General features: G+C 39.6%; 19 protein-coding genes. 8 read left to right on the top strand and 11 right to left on the bottom strand.

The features are described 5' to 3' along the window. Positions 1-91: 91 nt before the first annotated feature. The 6 genes from A6E04_RS20260 to A6E04_RS20235 form a co-directional block, all read right to left on the bottom strand. Complete coding sequence (locus A6E04_RS20260) at positions 92-1,777, bottom strand: RluA family pseudouridine synthase (RefSeq protein ID WP_065612231.1); 1,686 nt, start codon at positions 1,775-1,777, stop codon at positions 92-94. Position 1,778: 1 nt separating this feature from the next. Then, positions 1,779-3,461, bottom strand: a complete 1,683-nt coding sequence (locus A6E04_RS20255; protein ID WP_039799236.1) for an RluA family pseudouridine synthase — start codon at positions 3,459-3,461, stop codon at positions 1,779-1,781. 122 nt (positions 3,462-3,583) lie between these two features. Then, the gene (locus A6E04_RS20250) at positions 3,584-3,820 is read right to left on the bottom strand and encodes an RNA recognition motif domain-containing protein (protein WP_012551893.1); all 237 of its coding nucleotides are present in this window, start codon (positions 3,818-3,820) and stop codon (positions 3,584-3,586) included. A gap of 152 nt (positions 3,821-3,972) precedes the next feature. Then, positions 3,973-4,911 (bottom strand): porin, encoded by a 939-nt coding sequence (locus tag A6E04_RS20245; RefSeq protein WP_065612230.1) that lies wholly within the window; start codon positions 4,909-4,911, stop codon positions 3,973-3,975. A 168-nt stretch (positions 4,912-5,079) separates the two neighbouring features. Next, the gene (locus tag A6E04_RS20240; RefSeq protein WP_065612229.1) at positions 5,080-5,949 is read right to left on the bottom strand and encodes a (2Fe-2S)-binding protein; all 870 of its coding nucleotides are present in this window, start codon (positions 5,947-5,949) and stop codon (positions 5,080-5,082) included. Positions 5,950-5,983: 34 nt separating this feature from the next. Further along, positions 5,984-7,087 carry an anhydro-N-acetylmuramic acid kinase gene (locus tag A6E04_RS20235; protein WP_065612228.1) on the bottom strand — a complete coding sequence of 368 codons (1,104 nt, stop codon included), beginning with the start codon at positions 7,085-7,087 and terminating at the stop codon, positions 5,984-5,986. Positions 7,088-7,286: 199 nt separating this feature from the next. Between A6E04_RS20235 and nagZ the strand changes: the two genes are divergently transcribed. The 4 genes from nagZ (at position 7,287) to treC (ending at position 12,701) form a co-directional block, all read left to right on the top strand. Beyond that, entirely contained in the window at positions 7,287-8,282 is a 996-nt protein-coding gene (gene nagZ, locus A6E04_RS20230; protein WP_017023270.1) for a beta-N-acetylhexosaminidase, read from the top strand. 152 nt (positions 8,283-8,434) lie between these two features. Continuing rightward, on the top strand, positions 8,435-9,379 hold the full coding sequence (gene treR / locus A6E04_RS20225) for a trehalose operon repressor TreR (protein ID WP_012551898.1): 945 nt from the start codon (positions 8,435-8,437) through the stop codon (positions 9,377-9,379). A gap of 148 nt (positions 9,380-9,527) precedes the next feature. Continuing rightward, positions 9,528-10,952 (top strand): PTS trehalose transporter subunit IIBC, encoded by a 1,425-nt coding sequence (gene treB, locus A6E04_RS20220; protein ID WP_023603906.1) that lies wholly within the window; start codon positions 9,528-9,530, stop codon positions 10,950-10,952. A gap of 78 nt (positions 10,953-11,030) precedes the next feature. Beyond that, positions 11,031-12,701 (top strand): alpha,alpha-phosphotrehalase, encoded by a 1,671-nt coding sequence (gene treC, locus A6E04_RS20215; protein ID WP_065612227.1) that lies wholly within the window; start codon positions 11,031-11,033, stop codon positions 12,699-12,701. Positions 12,702-12,803: 102 nt separating this feature from the next. On the opposite strand, the gene pyk is transcribed toward treC, so the two are convergent. Then, positions 12,804-14,249, bottom strand: a complete 1,446-nt coding sequence (gene pyk, locus A6E04_RS20210; protein ID WP_023603908.1) for a pyruvate kinase — start codon at positions 14,247-14,249, stop codon at positions 12,804-12,806. Positions 14,250-14,353: 104 nt separating this feature from the next. Next, complete coding sequence (queE, locus tag A6E04_RS20205; RefSeq protein ID WP_065612226.1) at positions 14,354-15,034, bottom strand: 7-carboxy-7-deazaguanine synthase QueE; 681 nt, start codon at positions 15,032-15,034, stop codon at positions 14,354-14,356. Positions 15,035-15,217: 183 nt separating this feature from the next. Here queE and mlc point away from each other — a divergent pair, with 183 nt between their 5' ends. Further along, the gene (mlc, locus tag A6E04_RS20200; RefSeq protein WP_065612225.1) at positions 15,218-16,432 is read left to right on the top strand and encodes a sugar metabolism global transcriptional regulator Mlc; all 1,215 of its coding nucleotides are present in this window, start codon (positions 15,218-15,220) and stop codon (positions 16,430-16,432) included. A 107-nt stretch (positions 16,433-16,539) separates the two neighbouring features. On the opposite strand, the gene ltaE is transcribed toward mlc, so the two are convergent. Then, on the bottom strand, positions 16,540-17,538 hold the full coding sequence (gene ltaE / locus A6E04_RS20195; protein ID WP_023603910.1) for a low-specificity L-threonine aldolase: 999 nt from the start codon (positions 17,536-17,538) through the stop codon (positions 16,540-16,542). A 372-nt stretch (positions 17,539-17,910) separates the two neighbouring features. Here ltaE and A6E04_RS20190 point away from each other — a divergent pair, with 372 nt between their 5' ends. Next, entirely contained in the window at positions 17,911-19,551 is a 1,641-nt protein-coding gene (locus tag A6E04_RS20190) for an ATPase RavA domain-containing protein (protein ID WP_023603911.1), read from the top strand. 27 nt (positions 19,552-19,578) lie between these two features. Next, positions 19,579-21,027, top strand: coding sequence for an ATPase RavA stimulator ViaA (gene viaA / locus A6E04_RS20185; RefSeq protein WP_023603912.1), 1,449 nt, complete (start codon positions 19,579-19,581; stop codon positions 21,025-21,027). Positions 21,028-21,035: 8 nt separating this feature from the next. Here the strand turns inward: viaA and A6E04_RS20180 are convergent, their stop codons facing one another. Both A6E04_RS20180 and A6E04_RS20175 read right to left on the bottom strand, forming a co-directional pair. After that, the gene (locus A6E04_RS20180; RefSeq protein WP_012551907.1) at positions 21,036-21,281 is read right to left on the bottom strand and encodes a DUF2960 domain-containing protein; all 246 of its coding nucleotides are present in this window, start codon (positions 21,279-21,281) and stop codon (positions 21,036-21,038) included. A 47-nt stretch (positions 21,282-21,328) separates the two neighbouring features. After that, the gene (locus tag A6E04_RS20175) at positions 21,329-21,766 is read right to left on the bottom strand and encodes a DUF3069 domain-containing protein (protein ID WP_012551908.1); all 438 of its coding nucleotides are present in this window, start codon (positions 21,764-21,766) and stop codon (positions 21,329-21,331) included. Positions 21,767-21,985: 219 nt separating this feature from the next. Between A6E04_RS20175 and A6E04_RS20170 the strand changes: the two genes are divergently transcribed. After that, the gene (locus A6E04_RS20170) at positions 21,986-22,624 is read left to right on the top strand and encodes an OmpA family protein (RefSeq protein WP_065612224.1); all 639 of its coding nucleotides are present in this window, start codon (positions 21,986-21,988) and stop codon (positions 22,622-22,624) included. Positions 22,625-22,634: the final 10 nt, after the last annotated feature.

The raw sequence follows: 22,634 nt of genomic DNA, 5'->3' as shown, positions 1-22,634 counted from the left end.
CAGAAGTTAGCTAAATTAACGATTTTATGAAAAAAAGCAATCTTTTCAGATGAATGAACATTCAATTTTTGACATTACTATCGATAATGTATTAAAAATCATCTTTCATTGAAAATTCGACCTCGTTACCAGTGATAGGGTGCGTAAATTTTAGGTACCCAGCATGTAGATGCAATCGCTTAGATTTAAACCCATATAAGTCATCACCGACAATAGGGGTGCCCAAACCCGCTTGATGAGCACAATGTACGCGCAACTGGTGAGTTCGACCTGTTTTTGGGTAAAGGTAGACTTTTGTTTGGTTGTTGTTTCGCTCTATTACTTGAAAAGTGGTTTCTGCTTTTCGGCCTTGCTTATGGTCTACCATTTGTCGTGGTCTGTCTTCTAAATCACCAGTGAGAGGTAAATCTATGATGCCATCATTTAAGGCAATGTTACCTTCAAGAAGCGCGGTGTAGCGTTTTTCTACCGTTCTATCAATAAACTGCTTTTGTACCTGCTTATTTGTTTCAGCCGTTAAAGTTAATACTAATAGACCTGACGTCGACATGTCTAAGCGGTGTACGATTAATGGACCTGTTGCCTGTGGATAACGCGCTTTAATGCGAGTCTGTACTGAGTCTGTAATAAATTTCCCTGGAACCGATAAAAATTCAGCCGGTTTGTTTACGATAACAATCGCCTCATCTTCATAAACGATCTCAAGATCTTTTCCATAAGAGGGCGTTTGTTTTAATGAATTGTCATCCAGCTCTATTCCTTCAAGCATGTGCTCTAAGATTTCAAAACACTTACTCTGACAGGCAGGATAGACATTTTTGTGTTGTCTGATTGTTTCATAAGGTGAAGAACCCCACCAAAACTCTCCGAGCGCTAAAGGGGTTAGTCCCATTTTAAAGGCCGCTTGAAGTAATTTGGGTGCATTCTCTTCACTTGAGTGTGAAATCGGAGACGATTCATCATCAACTGCAGTGAATAAATCATATAAGCTTTTTGTTGAGCCCAATTGGTTTGTAAATTGGCAAGCTCGTAACTTTTCGATATCTAGATTTTTAGACAGTTGTTTGTACTCATTTTCTTTCTGAGCAATTGAAGTAAGCATCGTATTATGTTGAATCGTTAATTCTGCAAGGTTGGCTTTCCATTGCTCTTTTAAGGCTTTTAATTCTCTTTTTTCTCGGCTGCTTTGGTTACCAAGATCGTGAATTAACGCTTCAAGTTGTGTTGTGTTTACTGTTGATGCAGGGTTTGATTCTGCTTCTGTTCGTAATTGTTTACGCTGCTTCTTACTTTTTGCCATCGATTGTTGAAATGCAGTGATTTCTTGCTCAGCTTGTGATTTTTTTAACGCCAATTTGTCAGTAAGGGCACTAAATGCTGGGGTGCTTTTTAATGTAGATATATGGTGGAGAAGCGTATTGATATGTTGTGTTTTTTCAGCAAAGTAAGGCTGATCATAGTGATGTTCAATAATTGTATCGACAAAAAGGCTAGGAGTGTCACTGTGTATTTTATGATTAGTTAACTCGTTTCCTGCATAAGAAGATAAATAACCGATATCTCCTTGTTGGTTTTTAACGACAAGCACGCCAAACATGTGTCCAATCGCGGTAAAGTCGTATTGCCATTCTTGTTGAGTGTCTAGGTAATGCTGTAGCTCACTCATTGCTAGTAACGCTAATGGGTGAGGGACATAGTAATATGGGAACGTAAAATTCGCAGGTAATGAGTACTGATCAATGCTCGTCGAGAATCGGGTAAATTGATGTTGTGTCATATTAAAATCGAGCCTCAACTACAAATTCCATAGGCTCTTTTGTCATTGGGTGAGTCACTGATAAATAGCCCGCGTGTAGATATAAACGATCCGCTTTTTGACCATATAAACCATCACCGATGATAGGCATATTTAATCCTAAGTGGTGGGCACAATGCACACGTAATTGATGAGTTCGCCCTGTTTTTGGGTAAAGGTGCACAAGAGTTTGCTTTTCTTTATATTCAATCACGTTATACGTTGTTTCTGCCTGTTTTCCGTATTCAAAGCAGACTAACTGACGCGGTCTGTCATAAAGATCCCCACGCAATGGTAACGTGATTTGTCCTTCGCGATGTGGTAATAAACCATCAAGTAATGCGGTGTAGCGTTTTTCTACAGTACGATTTATGAACTGTTTCTGCAGACGTTTATGCGCTTTGCTGGTTAACCCTAAAACCATTAAACCAGAGGTTGCCATGTCTAAGCGATGCACAATTAGCCCACCAGTTGCATTTGGGTAACGTTGCTGTACGCGGGTATAAACAGAGTCATTAATATTTTTACCCGGTACCGATAAGAAATCCGCTGGCTTATTGATGATGAGCATAAATTCATCTTCATAAATAATATCGATGTCTTTGCCTTCTGCTGGATTGATTAACAGTGGGTTTTCATCCATTTCAATACCATCCAACATATGGCCTAAGATTGGTTGGCATTTACTTTGACAAGACGCATAGAATTTTTTGTGTTGACGTATTTCTGATTTTGGAGCGCTTCCCCACCAAAATTCAGCCAAAGCAAGTGGGGTAAAACCATGTGCAAATGCGTATTGAAGCAATTTTGGTGCGGCACATTCGCCAGAGCCTGCTGGAGGAACATGATTTGGGGTATCTTTAAATATATCGTTAAGATCTTTTTCTACGCCATGGGTGTTTAGGAATTTGTATTGTTGGAACAATTTTTTTTGTAAGGCAGAAGATAACACTTTACGACGTGTTTTTAATGCGTTAATAGCGTTATTTAAGTCATCTAATTGAGACTGAATTTTGTTGATTCTTGTGTCCCAATGTATCTTTAAATCTCTCAAGGCGTTCTTTTCTTGAACACTCTGCTTTCCTAATTCTATTTTTAAGCGCTCGCCGGATTCTGATGAGGCATTACGTTCTGCATCTGCACGTTGTTCTTTTCGTGATTTTCGGCCTTCGATCATGACTTGGCGCTGGGCTTCAAGTTGTTCTTGAGAAATTGTGTTTTCTATAGATAGAGTGGTGCTTAATTCGCCCAATAACGGATTGCTTTGTTGTTGTTTTATCGCCGTGTTTATATCGGTAATTTCTGCCAATTCAGTTTTAAAAAAACCGTCTTCCTTGAGCATATCAAATACGGGAGGAACAAAATGTGGGAGGTGATTACTGTCAGCAATTTTTCCTGAAAAAGCAGATAAAAATCCGACTTCACCAGAAGGGTGGCGTACAAGCAATACTCCAAACATTTTACCAATGGCTTTATCGTTGCTTTCTTCTAATCCAAAGTTGTGTTGCCATTCTCTTTGGGATACTAAGTGACCCTGTAACTGATTGGCGGCGAGCTCACATAATGGATGTGGTTCATAGTAAAACGGGAAAGTGAATCGCTCAGGTAAAGAATAGCTATCGAGAGGGTGTACAAAAGAAGTAAAGCAAGGATCAGACATTGGCATCATCTTATCTAATTGGCAGAGTTTTTAGGGGGGTGGGTGTACAAAATAAGTGATTCAAATACCAGCTTGAGAGCCATGATATTTGAATCACTAGAATGCGTTTAGCCTACAAAATAATGGAATTATTCTGCTGCTTTTACGCGAATCTTGTCTTTATCAAACTTTTTACCATTTTCAGCTTCGATAGCAGCTAGAGCTTCTTCATCGTTTGGCATGTCAACAAATGCAAAACCTTTAGATTCGCCAGTCGCTTCGTCTAAAACTAATGTGCAATAACCAAGTGAACCGTGAGCTTTAAACATTTCTCTTAATTCATATTCAGTCATTGTACGAGGTAAATTGCGAACTAGTAATTTCATGATTAACCGTTAAATAGTGATTTGAGGCTACGTTATAACAGAAATTGGTACGATGTGCCAAAATGAAAATCCGAAACCGTAAAATAACCGTTTCGGATTTGTATTTAGCCTCCACCCAGAGTGCTAAAATTTACTATTGTTAACGATTTTACTTAGAAATCGTAACGTAGACCAAATTGCAGTTGGTCGTCTTTATTGTCTATTTGTTCAAATTTGTAGCCTGCATACGTGCGGAAACTTTTATTGAGTTTGTAAATGGCTTCAATAGCCACGTTGTTTTCTGTGTCGGTACTGTCTACGTCTTGAAAGTTATATACGCCTTGGAAAACCCATTGGTTAAGTTTATAAGCCGCAGCCAGTTCGTAACCATTGGCGTCTTTATTATCGATTTCACCAGTAGTAAATAAGCCTGATACCATGAAAGCATTTATTGTATAGCGAATTGCGAGGTTGATTTGGTCGGCATCGATAGAATTTAACCCTGTTGAGGCTTGTTGTCCTGATGTGTAACCTAGGCCAAAGTCCAATCCCATTGGTAAGGCGTACATGCCCGAAATACCAAAGCTATCATCGTCTTTTTCATTGCTGGCAATGTAGTTTGCCTGCACTGTTAATGCATCAAATTCACCAGAGTATAAAAAGTTGTTTTCACGCTTATCTTTGTTGCCAGTCGTCAAATCGGCAGCGTCACCACCAAACGTAGCAAGAATATCGGTGTAATCGGTGAGCATAACTTGCGCTGAATCTTGTTGGCCGTAAGAGAAGTTACCAACGGTAGTGCTTAAGCCTGCAAATAGGTAACGGGTATTTACTGTATTGTCTTTACCACTCCCAATTTCGACTTCATAAGTACCAAAGGCACCTAGGCTTTCATTGATTTTTGTTTTACCTTTTAAATTAATACGTGCACGACTTTTATCTTTAAATGAACTGTTGTCCGTTGTTTCATTATTGTCTGAGATATTCGCTCGTGCTTCGGCTCTGCCACCAACTTTCAATTGAGTATTGTCTTGATCATAAACGGTTGCAGCGAAAAGAGTGGTTGATGTAAGAGAAGACAATATAGCCGTTGATAGTAGTAATTTTTTCATTAGATTCCATACCTTTAAAGTAACCAAAACAATCCGTTTTGGTGTAATTGTTTGCTTGGTATCTAAGATAAAAAAACCATATGAAAGATTGATGTAATTTTTGTTTAAAATTTATAAAAGTAATGTGTCAATCAAATGACCGACACATTACAATTGATAAAATGCGTATTATTTAGAAGGGATGCGTTTGATGTTTTTCTTGTGGCGTTTGTCTTCATCAAGTAATTGGCATGTCGCGCAATTCTTCTTGCCATCGATTTTGTATTTCATGCAACAGGTTTCGCGTTGCACATACAAAATGGCTTGAGTTGTATTTTCGGCCACTCGAACATGAGCCAATCCTTTGCCTATATCTGGCATGATGGTTTCGACCCATTTATCGGCTTCTGGGGCAATATCATTCGCTTGTTTATGGGATATGCCATTTTCGGTTAAACGCATAAAGAAAACACTGACAGCTAAAGATACGGCCCCCCAAAATGGTCGATGTTTTAATTTTTCTTGTTCAAAGAGAACGCTTAATCCACCGCCGACTTGCTGTAAAAGGTGCGTCAAGGCGAGATCTAGCTCTTCATGATTACTTACGGTTGTCGCTTGAGATTCAGAAAAAAGAGGATCATCAGAAAGACAAACAAAAGGACAGTGTTTATTGATTTGTAATGATTTTATTTTTTCACCATTTGGTGTTGAAATGAAAATATCATTAAACTGAATAATAGGAACACGATTGAACTTTAGACGCAGAGCCACCAAACTAGTGAAAAACTGGTTGTTAAACGATTTTAGCCACATAGAAGCGGCAACGTTTTGATTAACCTCATTCTTTTTAGAAAATAACTCAATGGCAGAATGTAAATGCTTTGGTAACCATAGATTTAAAGGAAGATGATCGTTCTCTGTTTTCTTTGGATCAGAGGCTTTAAGTTTAATATTATCGTCAGCATTGCGCAGCCATGCCAATTGTTCTTCTAAAGTATGGCATGGATCGGATGACTTTTTGCTGTGCCAAATTGGCTGTAGTTGAGCTGAAATATGCATAAAGGGACTACTTAGTAATTATTCTTATTTGTATTTAAAACGCCGGGTAGATTACACCTAAACTTGCATAACGTGAAGCACCGGTAACATCCGGTTCATTACTTGGTCGATCGTGAACTCGTTGGTGAGCAAGCCAAGCAAAGGCCATTGCTTCCATATTATCACTATCTACATTGTAGTCGTTGGTGGTGGATACTGCCCACTTAGGAAGGTATTGTTGTAATCGATCCATCAAATATTGATTATGCGCGCCACCACCACATACCAGTAATTTAGCCTCGCTACCAACGCGAAACGTGGTTATTTGGTCAACAATAGTCGTGACGGTAAATTCTAATAAGGTTGCTTGTACGTCCTGTGCTTTATACGATTGATTTTCAATGTATTGAGTAAACCATTCTAAGTTAAATAACTCACGTCCTGTGCTTTTGGGATAAGGTCGAGCAAAATACGAGTGCTGTTTTAGTTTGCTTAATAATGGATTAATGATAATGCCGTGGCGAGCCCATTCACCATTGTGATCATAATTCTTTTGCTTATGCTCATATATCCACGCATCCATCAACATATTACCAGGGCCAGTATCATAGCCAATGACTGGCGAGTTTTTTTGAAGAATCGAGATATTAGAAATGCCGCCAATGTTTAGCACAATAAGTGTGCTTTCTGGCTTGCCAAATAAGGTGTGATGAAATGCAGGAACCAGTGGTGCGCCCTGACCACCAAGCGCCATGTCTTTGCGACGAAAATCGGCAATCGTATTAATTCCCGTTTTCGCCGCGATAATATTGGCATCCCCTAATTGGGTCGTAAATGGGTATTGAGTATCAGGGGAGTGAAAGAGCGTTTGTCCATGGCTACCAATCGCAGTAATACTGGCAGGATCAACAGAGAGAGTGTTGAGTAAATGTAAGGTTGCGTCTGCAAATAAATGCCCTAAGCGATGATCTATTTCCCCAATCATTTTTAAATTGGTGGCTTGCCCAGTACAAACAGACAATACATCGGATTTTAATTGTGCATCCATTGGGTAATCTGCGTGACCGAGAAGTGTGATTTCTGTACCGTTGGTTTCAACTAATACGGCATCGACACCGTCTAAACTCGTGCCTGACATTAAGCCTACGTATTTTTCCATCTTAACCTCTCCATATTTAATGTCGCTATCTTCATTTTATCATGGTCAATAAAACTGAAACTCATTGTGCCATAGAATAAGTGAAATATACCTAGGGTTTGTTTGAGATTTCGAACCTAAGTTCAAGATATAAGATTTTAAAACGGCAAAGAGCGTGATACTTTAAGCCTATAAAAATTAAGATGATTTGGAGAATGTAATGGGTCCGTTATGGCTAGATGTTGAAGGGTATGAAATTGATGCAGAAGAGCGTGAGCTACTTCAGCATCCTACTGTGGGTGGTTTAATCCTTTTTGCTCGTAATTATCACGATCCTGCACAGTTGTCAGCGCTCATCGCGTCAATTCGTAAAGCGGCAGGTCGCCCTATTATTATTGGTGTTGATCAAGAGGGGGGGCGTGTTCAACGTTTCAGAGATGAATTTACCTTAATCCCACCCGCTCAAGCGTATGCCGAGATGAACAATGGTATCGAGTTAGCGAAAACAGCGGGTTGGCTATTGTGTGCTGAATTAGTCGCTCATGACATCGATTTAACGTTTGCACCAGTGTTAGACAGCGGCTTTGATTGTAAAGCGATTGGTAATCGTGCATTTGGCGATGATATTAATACCATTGTTAAGTACAGCACCGCCTTTATGCAAGGAATGAAATCGGCAGGAACGTCGACAACAGGTAAGCATTTTCCTGGCCACGGTGGTGTGATTGCCGATTCTCATTTAGAAACCCCTTATGATAATCGCGACAACATTTTTGAGCTAGACATGGCCATCTTTAAAGCACAAATTGATGCCGGTATTTTAGATGCGATGATGCCAGCCCATGTGATTTACCCTGAATACGATTCATCACCAGCCAGTGGTTCATCATTCTGGTTAAAAGAGATCTTACGTAAACAACTCAACTTTACGGGTTTGGTGTTCTCTGATGACCTTAGTATGGAAGGGGCAACGATAATGGGGGGACCTGCAGAACGTTCTCAGCAAGCATTAGAGGCCGGTTGCGATATGCTTTTAATGTGTAATAACAGAAAATCAGCGGTTGAAGTGTTAGATAATCTCGCGATTCAAACCGTAGAGAAAGCTCATTCGTTGTTAAAAACACAAAGCTTTGATCGAAAAACACTGAGAAGCAGTAAAGAGTGGAAAGCCGCAAACGAGACGATTACTCGTGCTTATGATGGCTGGAAGTCTTAATCTTTCTTTATAAGACGCATTGAATAATAAAACGCACGAGATAGCTTGTGCGTTTTTTATGAAAGGTCGTAAATCTGGATGAATTAGATTCAGAAAAAAAGAAGATCACGGTATTATTGTAAATTAAATAAACACAGATGGATGAAGTAAATATGACGAAGAAATTGACGATCCTTGATGTTGCGAAACTGGCTGGCGTTGGGAAATCAACCGTATCTCGTGTATTAACGAACGATCCTAAAGTGAAGTTAGAAACTCGTCAAAAAGTAGAACAGATAATTAAAGAATCTGGTTTTATCCCTTCAAAGTCGGCTCAAAGCATGCGTGGTGGCAGCCAGAAAGTCATTGGTGTTATTACTTCTCGTCTTGACTCTCCCTCTGAAAATAAAGCCGTTAGCGGTATTCTAGAGGTTATCTACCAACATGGTTATGATGCAGTGATCATGGAAAGTCAGTTTGATGCTCAAAAAACGAATGAACATTTAGAGGTATTAAGACGACGCAGCGTTGATGGTGTGATTTTTTTCGGATTTACACATTGTGATATGACTGAGATTGAGCGTTGGAATGAGCGCATGGTTGTGATCGCAATGGATACGGATAAAGTCAGCTCGATTAATTATGATAATGAAGGGGTTATTCGACAAGCGCTTTACCATTTGTCTGACATGAACTTGCAGAACATTGCTTATATTGGCGTTGATCCTAGTGACAAAACAACGGGTAAATTGCGTCTAGAGGCTTACCTTGAGTGGTGTCATGAGCGAAACCTTCCCCCAAAGTTTGCGACAGGGCAGCTTGATCACCAAAGTGCGTATGCGTTAGTTGATTCTGTTTTAGACCGAGAATTACAGGCCATTGTGTGTGCGAGTGATACGATAGCGCTTGGGGTAGCAAAACGGCTTCAGGAGTTACACCGTAATGACATTCAAGTAACCGGTGTCGGTGGGCATGAGCTACTTTCTTTCTTATTTCCAAATATCATCAGTATTAACCCTGGTTATCAATTAGCGGGAAAGAGTGCCGCTAAGCAGCTTTTACAGCAATTAGATGGCAACGTAACGATCACGCATCTTACTCAGTCACTGACGGTTTAGTCTTATTACAAAAGAGACTTTATTGTGATCTAATTCACCTTGTGGGAAGACTCTCATTTATTTCTTGTTTCATCTTTGTAATTATACTCGAAAATAAAATGGGAACATTCCCATTAATATAAAGCAATAATCAACATGGATTAAAGGCATGAGTAAAATAGAGAGAAAGGATGTACAACGTTTGATAGAACTGGTCGGGGGATCAGAGAACATTGCGAGTGTAAGCCATTGTTTAACTCGCTTACGTTTTGTATTAAATGACGTGAAGTGTGCCGACGTAAAAAGCATTGAAAAAATTCGAATGGTAAAAGGGTGTTTTACCAATGCAGGGCAGTTTCAAGTTGTTATTGGTACTGAAGTCGATGATGTTTTTGCGATTTTAAATGAATTGACGGGTGAAAAAGGCACCTCAAAAGAGAATGCTAAATTAGCCGCTCGTCAAAATATGAATATTATTGAGCGTGGAATATCGCACCTTGCTGAGATATTTGTTCCTTTACTGCCAGCGATTATCACGGGTGGTTTGATTTTAGGGTTTAGAAATGTCATTGGCGACATCAAAATGTTTGATGGTCAGACATTGGTTCAAATTAGCCAGTTTTGGGCCACTGTGCATTCTTTCTTATGGTTGATTGGCGAAGCCATTTTCTTCTTCTTACCCGTTGGTGTGTGTTGGTCTACGGTGAAAAAGTTGGGCGGTACACCAATTCTCGGCATTACTCTAGGCATTACTTTAGTGTCACCACAATTGATGAATGCGTACCTTATTGGTAAAGAAGTCCCTGATGTATGGGATTTTGGGCTATTTGTGATCGAGAAAGTGGGGTATCAAGCTCAAGTAATACCCGCGATGCTTGCTGGAGTTGCTCTCGCCTTTATTGAAACAAATTTGAAGCGCATCGTTCCTTCTTATCTATACCTTGTTGTTGTGCCATTTGTTTCTATTTTGTTGTCTGTGATTTTAGCTCACGCCTTCATCGGCCCGTTTGGGCGTATTGTTGGTGACGGAGTTGCAATGGCAGCAAAAGCAGCAATGACAGGAGACTTTGCAATTGTTGGTTCTGTGATTTTTGGTTTCTTTTATGCACCATTAGTGATCACGGGGATCCACCATACGACGAATGCGGTTGATCTGCAATTGATGCAAGAACTCGGTGGAACCCCAATTTGGCCACTCATTGCGTTATCAAATATTGCTCAAGCATCGGCCGTTGTCGGCATCATTATTATCAGTAAAAAAAGCGGTGAGCGTGATATTTCAGTACCTGCGGCTATTTCTGCGTATTTAGGCGTTACTGAGCCCGCAATGTACGGTATTAACTTGAAATACAAATTTCCGATGTTGAGTGCGATGATTGGTTCTGCGATGGCGGCGGCTATTTGTGGGAGTGCAGGCGTCATGGCGAATGGTATTGGTGTTGGTGGTTTGCCGGGTATTCTTTCTATTCAGCCGCAATACTGGGGTATTTATGGCGTAGCTATGCTTGTCGCGATCGTCGTTCCTGCGATGTTAACGCTTGCCTTGTATAAACGAGCGCAAGTAAAAGAACAGCTGTACGTTTCCGTAGCGTAATTATTTAACACCTTTGTCTTTATGTTGATTGAGATAGTGCAAAGGTGTTCTCTTTTTTAGTGGTTTAGAGAACATAGAATGACAAATACAGAGTGGTGGCGCACAGCGACCGTTTATCAAATTTACCCAAAAAGCTTTTGTGATAGTACCGATAAAGGTACCGGAGATATCCAAGGGATCATTTCAAAACTGGATTATTTACAAAAACTGGGAATTGATGCGATATGGTTGACGCCGGTCTATCAATCGCCAATGGTTGATAATGGCTATGATATTTCAGATTATTATTCCATTAATACTGATTTTGGAACGATGGATGATCTGGATGAATTGCTTGAACAAGCAAAGTCTCGTGGCATACGTATTATTATGGATATCGTTGTTAATCATACATCGACAACACATCATTGGTTTCAATCGGCATTGGGAAATAAAGACAGCGAATATCGAGATTATTATATTTGGAAAGATCCCGTTGATGGTAAAGAACCAACGAATTGGCAGTCTAAATTTGGTGGTAATGCGTGGGCGTTAGATGAGTCCTCTGGACAGTATTATTTGCATCTTTTTGCTAAAGAACAAGCGGATTTAAATTGGGAGAATCCAAAGGTTCGTCAAGAAGTGAAAAATATTATTAGCTTTTGGGCAGAAAAAGGCATTGATGGATTCCGTTTAGATGTCATTAATTTGATTTCAAAACAACAAGAATTTCTGAATGACGATGTGGGAGATGGCCGCCGATTTTATACTGATGGCCCTAAGGTACATCAATATTTACAAGAGATAAGTGACGCTGTTTTTCAAAAGTATGGTTCTGTTACGGTTGGTGAAATGTCATCGACCACATTAGAGCATTGCCAACAATATTCAGCGAAAGAAGGCAAAGAGCTGTCGATGGTGTTTAACTTCCATCATCTTAAAGCCGATTATAAAAATGGCGATAAATGGACGAAATTCCCGTTTGATTTCTTATCATTGAAATCCATCTTTAATCATTGGCAAACAGGTTTGAATGGTAAAGGTTGGGGCGCATTGTTCTGGTGTAATCACGACCAACCAAGAATAGTTAGTCGTTTAGGTAACGATGGTGAGTATCGTGAATTATCAGCCAAGATGCTTGCTTCCTCAATACACATGATGCAAGGAACACCGTATATATATCAAGGTGAAGAGATTGGGATGACCAACCCACACTACACTTCTATTGATGAATATCGTGATCTTGAAAGTACCAATATGTACAACATCATGGTGAACCAAGATAAGTCAGTTTCAGACGATGAGATGCTTGAGATTTTAGACCAGAAATCACGAGATAATTCCCGTACCCCAATGCAATGGAATGATTTGGAAAATGCTGGGTTTACTCAAGGAAAACCGTGGTTGTCGATTGCGACTAACTATAAGAGTATAAATGCAGAAAAAGCAGTCAGTGATTCAAGCTCCGTGTTTTACTTTTATCAGAAATTGATTCAGTTGCGTAAGCGTATTGATGTCATTACTACTGGGGATTATCGCGATCTTATGCCTGAGCATGAATCTCTATTTTGTTACCAGCGTGAAAATACGACGCATCGTTTGATTGCGGTACATAATTTTTACGGTAATGACGTTCCTGTTACTTTAGATTTAACAGGGAAGCAATCGGAATACATTTTAGCTAACTACGGTGATGTCGAATATACACCACCGCAAGAGAGTGGAATACTGCGTCCGTATGAATGCCGCGTTGTATTAATCCAAAAGTAATTTAAATGATAAGCGGCAAGCACTGAATTGTGCGTAAAAATAAAGCCCAGAGAGTCATCACGACTCTCTGGGCTTTTTAATAACTTAATTTAGCGTGTTTTATTACTCAACAGTAATGATACGCATACAGTTAGTTGAGCCTACGATGTCCATTACATCACCTTGAGTGATAATAACTTGGTCGCCTTTTACTAATAGACCTTTGTCTTTTAGTGCATTGATAGCGGCGTGTGTTGATGGTAAGCCAGAATCTGCACTTTCATCAAAGAACACTGGCGTAACACCACGGTAAAGTGTTGCACGGTTCAGTGTGCTTTCGTTACGTGATAATGCGAAGATTGGTAAACCAGAGCTTAGACGAGACATCATTAATGGTGTACGACCAGACTCAGTCAGCGTAATCATCGCAGTGATGCCTTCCATGTGGTTTGCTGCATACATAGTAGACATTGCAATCGTTTCTTCTGGCGTAGTGAAACGACGGTCTAAACGGTGGTTAGATACGTTCACTGTTGGTACTTTTTCAGCACCAATACAAACACTTGCCATTGAAGTTACGGTTTCAACAGGGAAGTCACCAGCCGCTGTTTCAGCAGAAAGCATTACCGCATCCGAGCCATCAAGTACGGCGTTAGCAACGTCCATCACTTCAGCACGAGTTGGCATTGGGCTTGTGATCATTGATTCCATCATTTGTGTTGCTGTGATAACCGTACGGTTAAGGCTACGAGCACGACGGATCAGTTGTTTTTGAACGCCGACTAATTCAGGATCGCCAATCTCAACACCTAGGTCACCACGAGCAACCATAACAACGTCAGAAGCCATGATGATGTCATCCATTGCTTCTTCTGTTGCTACTGTTTCTGCACGTTCTACTTTAGCGACTAATTTCGCTTCAAGGCCTGCGTCACGCGCTAAACGGCGAGCGTAGTTCATGTCTTCGCCATTACGTGGGAAAGAAACGGCTAGGTAATCTACTTTCATTGCAGCAGCTGTGATGATGTCTGCTTTGTCTTTATCTGTTAGTGCTTCAGCTGAAAGACCGCCGCCTTGTTTGTTGATGCCTTTATTGTTTGATAAAGGACCCGCAACCGTTACTTCAGTGTGAACTTTATTGCCTTCAACGGCGGTAACTTTTAATTGAACACGACCGTCATCAAGAAGCAGAACGTCTCCTGCTACAACGTCACGTGGTAATTCTTTATAATCAAGGCCAACGCTTTCTTGGTTGCCTTCACCTTTTGGTAAATCGCTGTCTAGGGTGAATTTATCACCAATAGTTAAGTGGATTTTACCGTCTTTAAACGTTGATACGCGAATTTTAGGACCTTGAAGGTCACCAAGGATTGCTACGTGTGTGCCTAGTCTTGCTGCGATTTCACGAACTTTTTTTGCACGTTCGATGTGGTCTTCTGCGCTACCGTGTGAAAAGTTCATACGAACAACGTTTGCACCAGCGACAATGATTTTTTCAAGATTGTTATCACGGTCAGTTGCAGGGCCAAGAGTACAAACGATTTTTGTTCTACGTAGTCTGTTAGACATATTATCTCCAAGAGGATGTTATTGTATTTACTTCATTATTAGATAAACATATATCGAGAATGATGACATTTCCATGATTCAAACAAGGAAATTGTAAAACTTTATCACGCAATCGCTAAATACTTGTGTGTTTGTATAGAAAGTCGCCAGTTTTTCTGAATACAGGTTTCAATACACAGTTCGGTAGCGCGTGGTTTCTGGCTAATCGGTTGCAATGCAATCGTTACATCAGTTAATAGATTAACGCCATCCAATAGCGCTTCTAGTTGTTCTATGTCTTTAGTGGTGCCTACAGGGTGTTTGATTTCGTTGGCGCGCATTAGGGCTTCGTCTAATACTGGAAGCTTACCTTTCATGTTTATTTTTGGTGACACGGTCACCCAAGTGTTATCTGAAGTAAGAATAGGATAGGTGCCACTGGTTTCAATTTGGCAGCGGTAACCGTTCTTTTCTAATTCTTCTGTTAATGAGGTGAGATCATACATACAAGGTTCACCACCGGTGATAACCATGTGTTTTGCGGTATACCCTTGTTGAACTAACATATCGATAATTTGTAACGCCGTTAATTCAGTCCAGCTTGGTGCGTCTTCAGTTTTGGCTAGAATGGTCGCTAGGTCTGTTTTATCGCTTAATTCCACATCCCATGTTTGTTTGGTATCACACCATGAGCAGCCCACGGGGCAACCTTGCAAACGTAAGAAAATAGAGGGTACACCTGTAAAAGTGCCTTCACCTTGAATGGTTTCAAATAACTCATTAATTTTAAATAACGCGGATGACATAATTATTTTACTCAAATAAAAAACTATAAAATTCGGTGGATGAAATACGGGTTAAAGTCGCATTTTCAGTAAATATTTCATAAACTTCGTGATTAAAGTCACGTAGGTTAACTCTTAAGCTTCACAATTACTTCGCAAAGTAAAAAAATGATTTATTGCTACATTTTTTTACTGGAGACACCCATGTACGTGGCACAGCCCGGACAGATTGATCACTTAAAACAAGTAAATGCAGGACGGGTTTATAAACTAATTGACCAACGTGGCCCTATCTCTCGAATCGAGCTCTCAAAAGAGAGTCATTTAGCGCCTGCAAGCATAACTAAAATTACGCGTGAACTGCTTGATGCACACCTTATCAAAGAAACGCAGGTACAAGAAGGAAATAGTCGCGGTCGTCCAGCGATTGGGTTGAAAGTTGATAATGAAGGGTGGCAATTCCTTTCACTTCGTTTAGGCCGTGGGTATTTAACCATTGCTTTGCACAGCTTAGGCGGTCAGCAAATCATTGAAGAAAAGCAGAACATCAAAGAAATAGAGCAAGATGAACTGTTAGCCAAATTGTTGACTGAAATTGAACGTTTTTTCCAAAAGCATGCTCGTATTCTTGGGCGAATTACCAGCATTGCTATCTCACTGCCTGGTTTAATTGTGTCGTCTCAAGGGCTAGTGATTCAGATGCCACATTATAATGTGAATAATCTCCCTCTTGGTCCTAAGATTTATGAAGCGACAGGTCTGCCTGTTTTTGTTGGTAATGACACCAGAAGTTGGGCCTTAGCTGAAAAACTCTTTGGTAATTCACAAGAATTTGATAATTCGATTCTTGTTTCTATTCATCATGGGGTGGGTGCTGGAATCATTATGAATGGGGAGGTGCTGCAAGGGAGAACCGGTAATATCGGTGAAATGGGGCACATTCAAATTAACAAACTTGGGTTACGTTGTCACTGTGGTAACTCTGGGTGTTTAGAAACCATTGCTAGTGCAAAAGCATTGCGCGATCAAGTTCAAAACTTAATCAATAGTGGACACCAGACGTCATTGAAAAACAAAGTGATCACGATAGAGAATATTTGTTTAGCCGCGAACGAAGGTGATATCTTGGCGAAAGAAGTGATCACTGAGCTTGGGCACAGTTTAGGTGAAGCGGTCGCCATTATGGTGAACTTATTTAATCCTGAAATTGTATTGATTGGTGGAGAAATTAACCTTTCTAAACACATTTTATATCCAGCAATCATGGATTGTATCCAGAATCAGGTTCTTCCTTTATACGCGAAAGATACACGATTAGAAGAAAGTCGATTTTACACTCAAGCGACGATGCCGGGTGCAGCCTTAGTGAAACAGGCAATGTTTGATGGCTCGTTATTAATGAGAGTGATTGAAGGGTAATTCTTAGCTCTATTTATTTTAACGAATAAGTTTAGTGGGTATAAACAAAAAAGAGCATCATTAGAATGCTCTTTTTTTGTATTAAGACTGTTGTTATCGATAACGGGCTATGCGTTTAAAAAGGCAATAAACGTATCGATATCATCTTTTGAAATGTCTTTATGTGTCACAAAACGGATAGGGTTACCCGCAGAGATTAAGATATCTTGCTGTTGAGCTTTTTGTTCAATGTGGTGTATATCAACGTTCGCGTCTAATTTTGCAAATACGATATTTGTTTGAATATGTTCAACATTGACAGAAAAACCATCCACGGTATTCAATTGTTCAGCAAGGTATTTTGCGTTGCTGTGGTCTATAGCTAACTGAGGAACTTGCTCAGTTAACGCCAATTTACCTGCGGCGGCAAGGATACCGGCTTGACGCATGCCACCACCTAGCATTTTTCTAATGCGGCGTGCTTTCTGGATATACTCTTTCGGGCCTAACAATAAAGAACCAATGGGTGCAGATAACCCTTTTGATAAACAGATAGTCATGCTATCAAAATGCTGTGCGATCTCTTTAATATCAACATTAAGTGCTGTTGCTGCGTTATAAACACGAGCGCCGTCTAAGTGAAGCGCTAAATTATGCTTATTAACAAACTCACGAGCTTGAGCAAGATAAGACAATGGCAACACTTTCCCATTAATTGTATTTTCGAGACTTAACAATTTTGTACGAGCAAAATGAAAATCATCGGCTTTAATCGCGGCTGCTAGTTTTGTAAAACACAACGAGCCGTCTGGATTATTCTCAATCGGTTGAGGTTGGATTGAACCTAAAACAGCCGCTCCGCCAGCTTCGTATTTGTAGTTATGCGCTTGTTGCCCACATAAATACTCATCACCACGTTCACAATGCGCCATTAAGCCGAGCAAATTAGCTTGAGTACCTGAAGAGGTAAATAATGCCGCTTCAAATCCATGACGCTCTGCGGTCCATTGTTCTAACTCATTTACAGTCGGATCATCACCATAAACGTCATCACCAACAAGGGCATTAGCCATTGCATCACGCATAGCTTGAGTTGGGCGGGTTACAGTGTCAGAGCGAAAATCAATCATGTTTCTTCCTTGCTTACCATTTATTACTAGAGAGGATTTCTTGCCATTATTATATATTTCAACAACGCTATAATAGTGTTTATAAATGTAACAATCCATCACTAAAAATACACGTATTGGAATTTAATGTCATAATCGTTAATTCGATTCAACGAAAATAAACCTCATTTTCACATCCTTCCCATGATCAAATAACAACGGTTAAGCATTATTATTAACGAATAAAAAGGTCATAAATTGGGAAATACGACTAATTAGGTAGTTAAAATGATTGTTTATCAAACAATTATGTAAATATGTAACTATAACCACTATTGAAATTACATTATACTCAAGATAAATGTGATATCTGAAATGTAAGGGAATGTAATGCAAGGTACCTCAATTAAAACCAGTGCAGAACGCGCATTGTTGTCTGAGCGAATTCAAAAACTGACGACGGCATTGTCTGATGGCGTCTATGAGCGTGAAGATACAATGCGTCTCTGTTTGCTTGCCGCGCTCTCTGGTGAAAGTGTCTTCTTACTTGGCCCTCCGGGTATTGCAAAAAGTTTAATTGCGAAACGTTTAATAAAAGCATTTGATAACAGTCGTTACTTTGAATATTTAATGACGCGCTTTTCAACACCAGAAGAAGTTTTTGGACCGTTGTCTATCCAAGAATTGAAAGACAACGGTAAATACGTGCGCTTAACTGATGGTTACCTTCCTGATGCCCAAGTGGTTTTTCTCGATGAAATTTGGAAAGCGGGACCAGCAATATTAAACACGCTGCTTACCGTAGTGAATGAAAAAACGTTTAAAAACGGCAATGAAATCCTTCCTGTACCCATGCGATTACTGATATCTGCATCCAATGAATTACCAGACGAAGACAGTGGCTTAGATGCGCTATATGACCGAATGCTGGTTCGTGTTTTCGTTAATCGCATTCAAAATAAAAACAACTTTAAATCCATGTTAATGACGGGCACGATTCAGGAAACTGAAATTGATCCTAGCCTTGTTGTGACTGATGCTGAATATCATCAATGGCAAAAAGACTTGGATGGATTGGCATTGACCGATTCTGTGTTTGAAAAGCTGTTTGAATTAAAGAATATGATTGATTTGCAATCTGGTGATGGATTGTATGTTTCCGATCGTCGTTGGAAAAAATCAGTAAAATTGCTTAAAGCAGCGGCTTTCTTTAGTGGCCGTAATGAAATTAATCCAATGGATTTGTTATTGCTTCAAGATTGCTTGTGGACAACTCCAGCAAACCGCGAAGAAGTCAGAGAAACCATTCGACGTTTCGCGTCAGAAAAAGCTTTTGAGCAACAAGACGTATCAATGAATATTGAGATGATTCAAGCTGATATAGCGGACATGGAAGCCGCGGTATTGGTGAAACAAAGCATCGAATTACATATTGAAAGTGGTGGAAATCGTCTCATTAAGAAAGAGAGCTACGAGTTTAATTTTTCAAAAGGTAAGCGTTATAGTGTAGGCAATGCCCATCAATTAATTAAATTAGTAATGTTACAGTCTAATATGTCTGTATCTGAAGGTGAAAAAGGCGACAGTCGTTGGGTGTATGTGAATCCTGATGATATAGCAAAACAAATGAAGGAGGGGCAAGCCGAGGTTTATGGTTATGTTAACCAAAATCCAAGCTTGTGCATGCTGCACTTTGAATTGGATGCGGATTCTCGTCTTGTCATTAAAGACATTGCAAATCGTTCCGTACTCGTTGGTATGGTTGGTCATAATAATCCAACAGACGCTCAATTTACTCAATGGGCAGAGCAAGTTGAAGAGAACAAGAAAAAACTAAACGAAGCGGATCATCAATTGCGTATGAGCCGTACTCAATTCCATGCTGCTTTACCTCATAACTTCATAGAAGAGAGTTTGCCATCAGTGATTGAAAACAGCTTACAGTTGTTGTCTCAGCGAATTGAAGGGTGTAAAACTCAATTTGAAAACGCGAGTCGTCGTATGTTGAAATTCAGTGATTATTACTCTTAACGTGTATTCGTAGGTATAAGGAAATTTATGTTAGGTGTTGATGCGTTAAATTTGGTGATGATGGTTGCGGAATCTGGGATGATTGATTCATCCATAACAGAGATATTGTCACGCCCACAATTTTTGACGGCAGCAAAATCAAACCCCAACATCAAACCGACCATTAAGAATCACATTCTTAAGTGGAGTAGTCGTGTTAAACATAAGATGACTAAAGTGTGTGAAACGGAACGGATTCAAGATGAACTCGCTTTATATCAAGAAGTGATTTATTGGAGTGAATCTGAGTTTTACACGAATGTTGATGATGTCGTCGCTAAGTTGAGATGGCATTCTGCATTTTACGTAGAAGCAAAAGAGTTAGTAAATAATAACAAAGGGTTAATGAATCCTATGTTTCCACGATTCTTTTGCGAACGGTGGTATCAAAGTTTATCTGACTCGATCAAAAAAGCACAAATAACCGAATTAAAAGAAGACAAAGAAAAGCTACTGGCTGATTTGTATCAACGGATAGAAACGTTAAAAACAATGGAGTCAGTCACTGCGGAAGGTGACGATACTCAAATTGGAAAATTATGGGACATGGCTTCGGCTAAGTTAACCAAATCCAATGTTGATATCATGAAGCTACACGCGCGTTTTTTGAAAAAGAATAAAGGATTGCAAGACATCGCCTCTAAACTTGGTCGAATGGCCAACGATGTTCAGGATCCTAATCTTTCACAAGGAATGGCTGAAGAAGTTAAAGTCATTGAAGAGAAAAGTGATTTTGTTACCGACGATATTGTTGGAATAAAAGAAGGCGATGATTTAAGTCGTTTACTTCCTAACGAGACTTTGTTTTTATCTCATCCCGAATTAGAAGTTATCTTTTATCAACATCTCGTTGATAAGCGGTTAATGAATTATCGAATGGAAGGGGCGGATCGAAAGCTTCGGAAAATAACCACACAATCGAGAGCTTCTGGTGATGTGATGGTAGATAAAGGCCCTTTTGTTGTTTGTGTTGATGCCTCAGGCTCGATGAGCGGATTTCCTGAACAATGTGCAAAAGCACTGGCTTATGGGTTAATGCAGATAGCGTTAGCGGAAGGACGAGATTGCTATGTTATTTTGTTTTCTACGCAACAAATTACTTATGAGTTAAGTAAACAAGACGGACTGAAAGAAGTTGCTGATTTTTTATCGTATCAATTTCATGGTGGAACGGATCTTGAACCCGTATTAGAGCAGTCTATAGAGCTTATGCGGGGTGATAAATATAAGAATGCGGATTTAGTCGTTTTATCTGACTTTATTGCACCTACGCACTCTGAGCGCATTGATGGAATGGTCGAGGAGTTAAAGAAGCATCAAAATCGTTTTCATGCGGTATGCTTGTCTAAATATGGTAATCCAGCATTAATGGAGATGTTTGATCACACATGGTCATATCATCCATCAATGCTAGGCAGGTTAACGCAAATCCGATAATGGAGGCGTTATTCTTCGTCTTTTACAAAACTCACTTTACTAAAACCTAATTTAGCAAAATAGCTGTAACGAAAATCTTTTACTGCACCTGCATCACATGATGCCATTTCTACTTGCTTTAGCATGGTATCAAATTTAGAGATATCAATACCTTCAGCCGCCGCTGCTGCTTCAAATGGACCGTGAAATTCACGGAACGAAAAAGGGATCTCTTTCGTTTTTGATTTATAAGTATAACGAACAGTACGAGCCATTATTATTCCTCAATAAAAGGATGGATAGTCTCCATCCTTATCAATAATTACTTTTTGAAGATTTCAGCTAGTTCACGTTTCATGATTGGATCACGACGTGCTTTCTTAATTTGCTTCGTTAAGTCTTTAACACAGTTGTGTAACACTTGGTCAAGCAGTTGAGAGCGGTATTCCGCTTTTGCATCATCATCCATGTTTTCTGGCAAATCGATTGTTTCGAATTCTGCCATGAAATCATAACCAGCGTAGCTTTGGCTTAAAGAAACTAGTGCGTGAAATTGCTCAAAGTTGTCCAGTACGCGTTGAGCACTTACTGGCATGCCATCCCAAGATTCACGAACCGCAATTTCAGCTACTTCGTGTACAGAAACAAGCATGTGCCACATTTCTTCAGGAACGCTTTCAAACTCAATAACTTTTTTAAGTTCTGGTGAGATCGTTTCTAGATCAATTGCTTCTTTTTGTGTATTTTCAACTTCAGACATAGGGATTTCTCGTCATATAAAAGAGAAATGGTAACCAGACCAGAAAAAATGTCAATTCTATTAATCGCATGAATGAAAATTAAGGTATAAATTGGTTTATTTTGAGTCAATAAGACGGAACAAAGCTCACATTACTCATGTAAATCCCTATATTTTAGCTAAAGATGTTATTGGTTTTGTCGATAAGGTATCTAAGAATCCATATTATTCAGGTAACCCATGTTAAGAGTTCTATCGTTATGTTTTTCCGTTCTATTGGTTGGCTGTACGTCTTATAGTAATAACTTATTAGATACGGCGCCAAAAACGAAAGAAGATGCACCATATCCTACGTTTGAAGATCCATATGTTGAGTCTCAAGAAAAGGTGATTGATGTTGTGGATAGTAAGGAAGTGACTTCTGCACTTACGGGGCCAAATGGTGAGCTTAAAGATGATGATATGCGAAAGGTTGTAGAGCAACTGACTCAAATGGGGATCGTGTATCATGAAATGAGTGATGACCAACTCGTTATTACGATTCAAGAAAAAGTGCATTTTGCATCAGCACAAGCCACATTGACACCACTAGCAACCTCATTGTTAAATCAACTTATTTCGGTAATGGCAACAAAACCTGAATTGGCTTTGGTTTTAGATGGACATACTGACATCAGTGGTAACGCGATAAAAAACCAGAATTTATCAGAAAAACGCGCAAATGAAGTGCGTCGTTATTTACTTGATAACAATCTTAATGCGAGTCAGCTTTATTCTCGTGGTTTTGGTGAATATTTACCTTTGTGTGATAACGAAACCACACTAGGACGTAAATGTAACCGTCGAGTAGAAATTACTGTATTAAAAATGCATTGGTAACGCAGTGGGT

Source organism: Aliivibrio logei, from assembly GCF_001691055.1.
Lineage (GTDB): Bacteria > Pseudomonadota > Gammaproteobacteria > Enterobacterales > Vibrionaceae > Aliivibrio > Aliivibrio salmonicida.
This window is presented reverse-complemented; position numbering and strand designations above follow the sequence as displayed.

Coding starts and splice junctions, on each gene's coding strand:
- A6E04_RS20260 (WP_065612231.1), bottom strand. CDS start 1,777: ATGACACAACATCAATTTACCCGATTCTCGACGAGCATTGATCAGTAC.
- A6E04_RS20255 (WP_039799236.1), bottom strand. CDS start 3,461: ATGCCAATGTCTGATCCTTGCTTTACTTCTTTTGTACACCCTCTCGAT.
- A6E04_RS20250 (WP_012551893.1), bottom strand. CDS start 3,820: ATGAAATTACTAGTTCGCAATTTACCTCGTACAATGACTGAATATGAA.
- A6E04_RS20245 (WP_065612230.1), bottom strand. CDS start 4,911: ATGAAAAAATTACTACTATCAACGGCTATATTGTCTTCTCTTACATCA.
- A6E04_RS20240 (WP_065612229.1), bottom strand. CDS start 5,949: ATGCATATTTCAGCTCAACTACAGCCAATTTGGCACAGCAAAAAGTCA.
- A6E04_RS20235 (WP_065612228.1), bottom strand. CDS start 7,087: ATGGAAAAATACGTAGGCTTAATGTCAGGCACGAGTTTAGACGGTGTC.
- nagZ (WP_017023270.1), top strand. CDS start 7,287: ATGGGTCCGTTATGGCTAGATGTTGAAGGGTATGAAATTGATGCAGAA.
- treR (WP_012551898.1), top strand. CDS start 8,435: ATGACGAAGAAATTGACGATCCTTGATGTTGCGAAACTGGCTGGCGTT.
- treB (WP_023603906.1), top strand. CDS start 9,528: ATGAGTAAAATAGAGAGAAAGGATGTACAACGTTTGATAGAACTGGTC.
- treC (WP_065612227.1), top strand. CDS start 11,031: ATGACAAATACAGAGTGGTGGCGCACAGCGACCGTTTATCAAATTTAC.
- pyk (WP_023603908.1), bottom strand. CDS start 14,249: ATGTCTAACAGACTACGTAGAACAAAAATCGTTTGTACTCTTGGCCCT.
- queE (WP_065612226.1), bottom strand. CDS start 15,034: ATGTCATCCGCGTTATTTAAAATTAATGAGTTATTTGAAACCATTCAA.
- mlc (WP_065612225.1), top strand. CDS start 15,218: ATGTACGTGGCACAGCCCGGACAGATTGATCACTTAAAACAAGTAAAT.
- A6E04_RS20190 (WP_023603911.1), top strand. CDS start 17,911: ATGCAAGGTACCTCAATTAAAACCAGTGCAGAACGCGCATTGTTGTCT.
- viaA (WP_023603912.1), top strand. CDS start 19,579: ATGTTAGGTGTTGATGCGTTAAATTTGGTGATGATGGTTGCGGAATCT.
- A6E04_RS20180 (WP_012551907.1), bottom strand. CDS start 21,281: ATGGCTCGTACTGTTCGTTATACTTATAAATCAAAAACGAAAGAGATC.
- A6E04_RS20175 (WP_012551908.1), bottom strand. CDS start 21,766: ATGTCTGAAGTTGAAAATACACAAAAAGAAGCAATTGATCTAGAAACG.
- A6E04_RS20170 (WP_065612224.1), top strand. CDS start 21,986: ATGTTAAGAGTTCTATCGTTATGTTTTTCCGTTCTATTGGTTGGCTGT.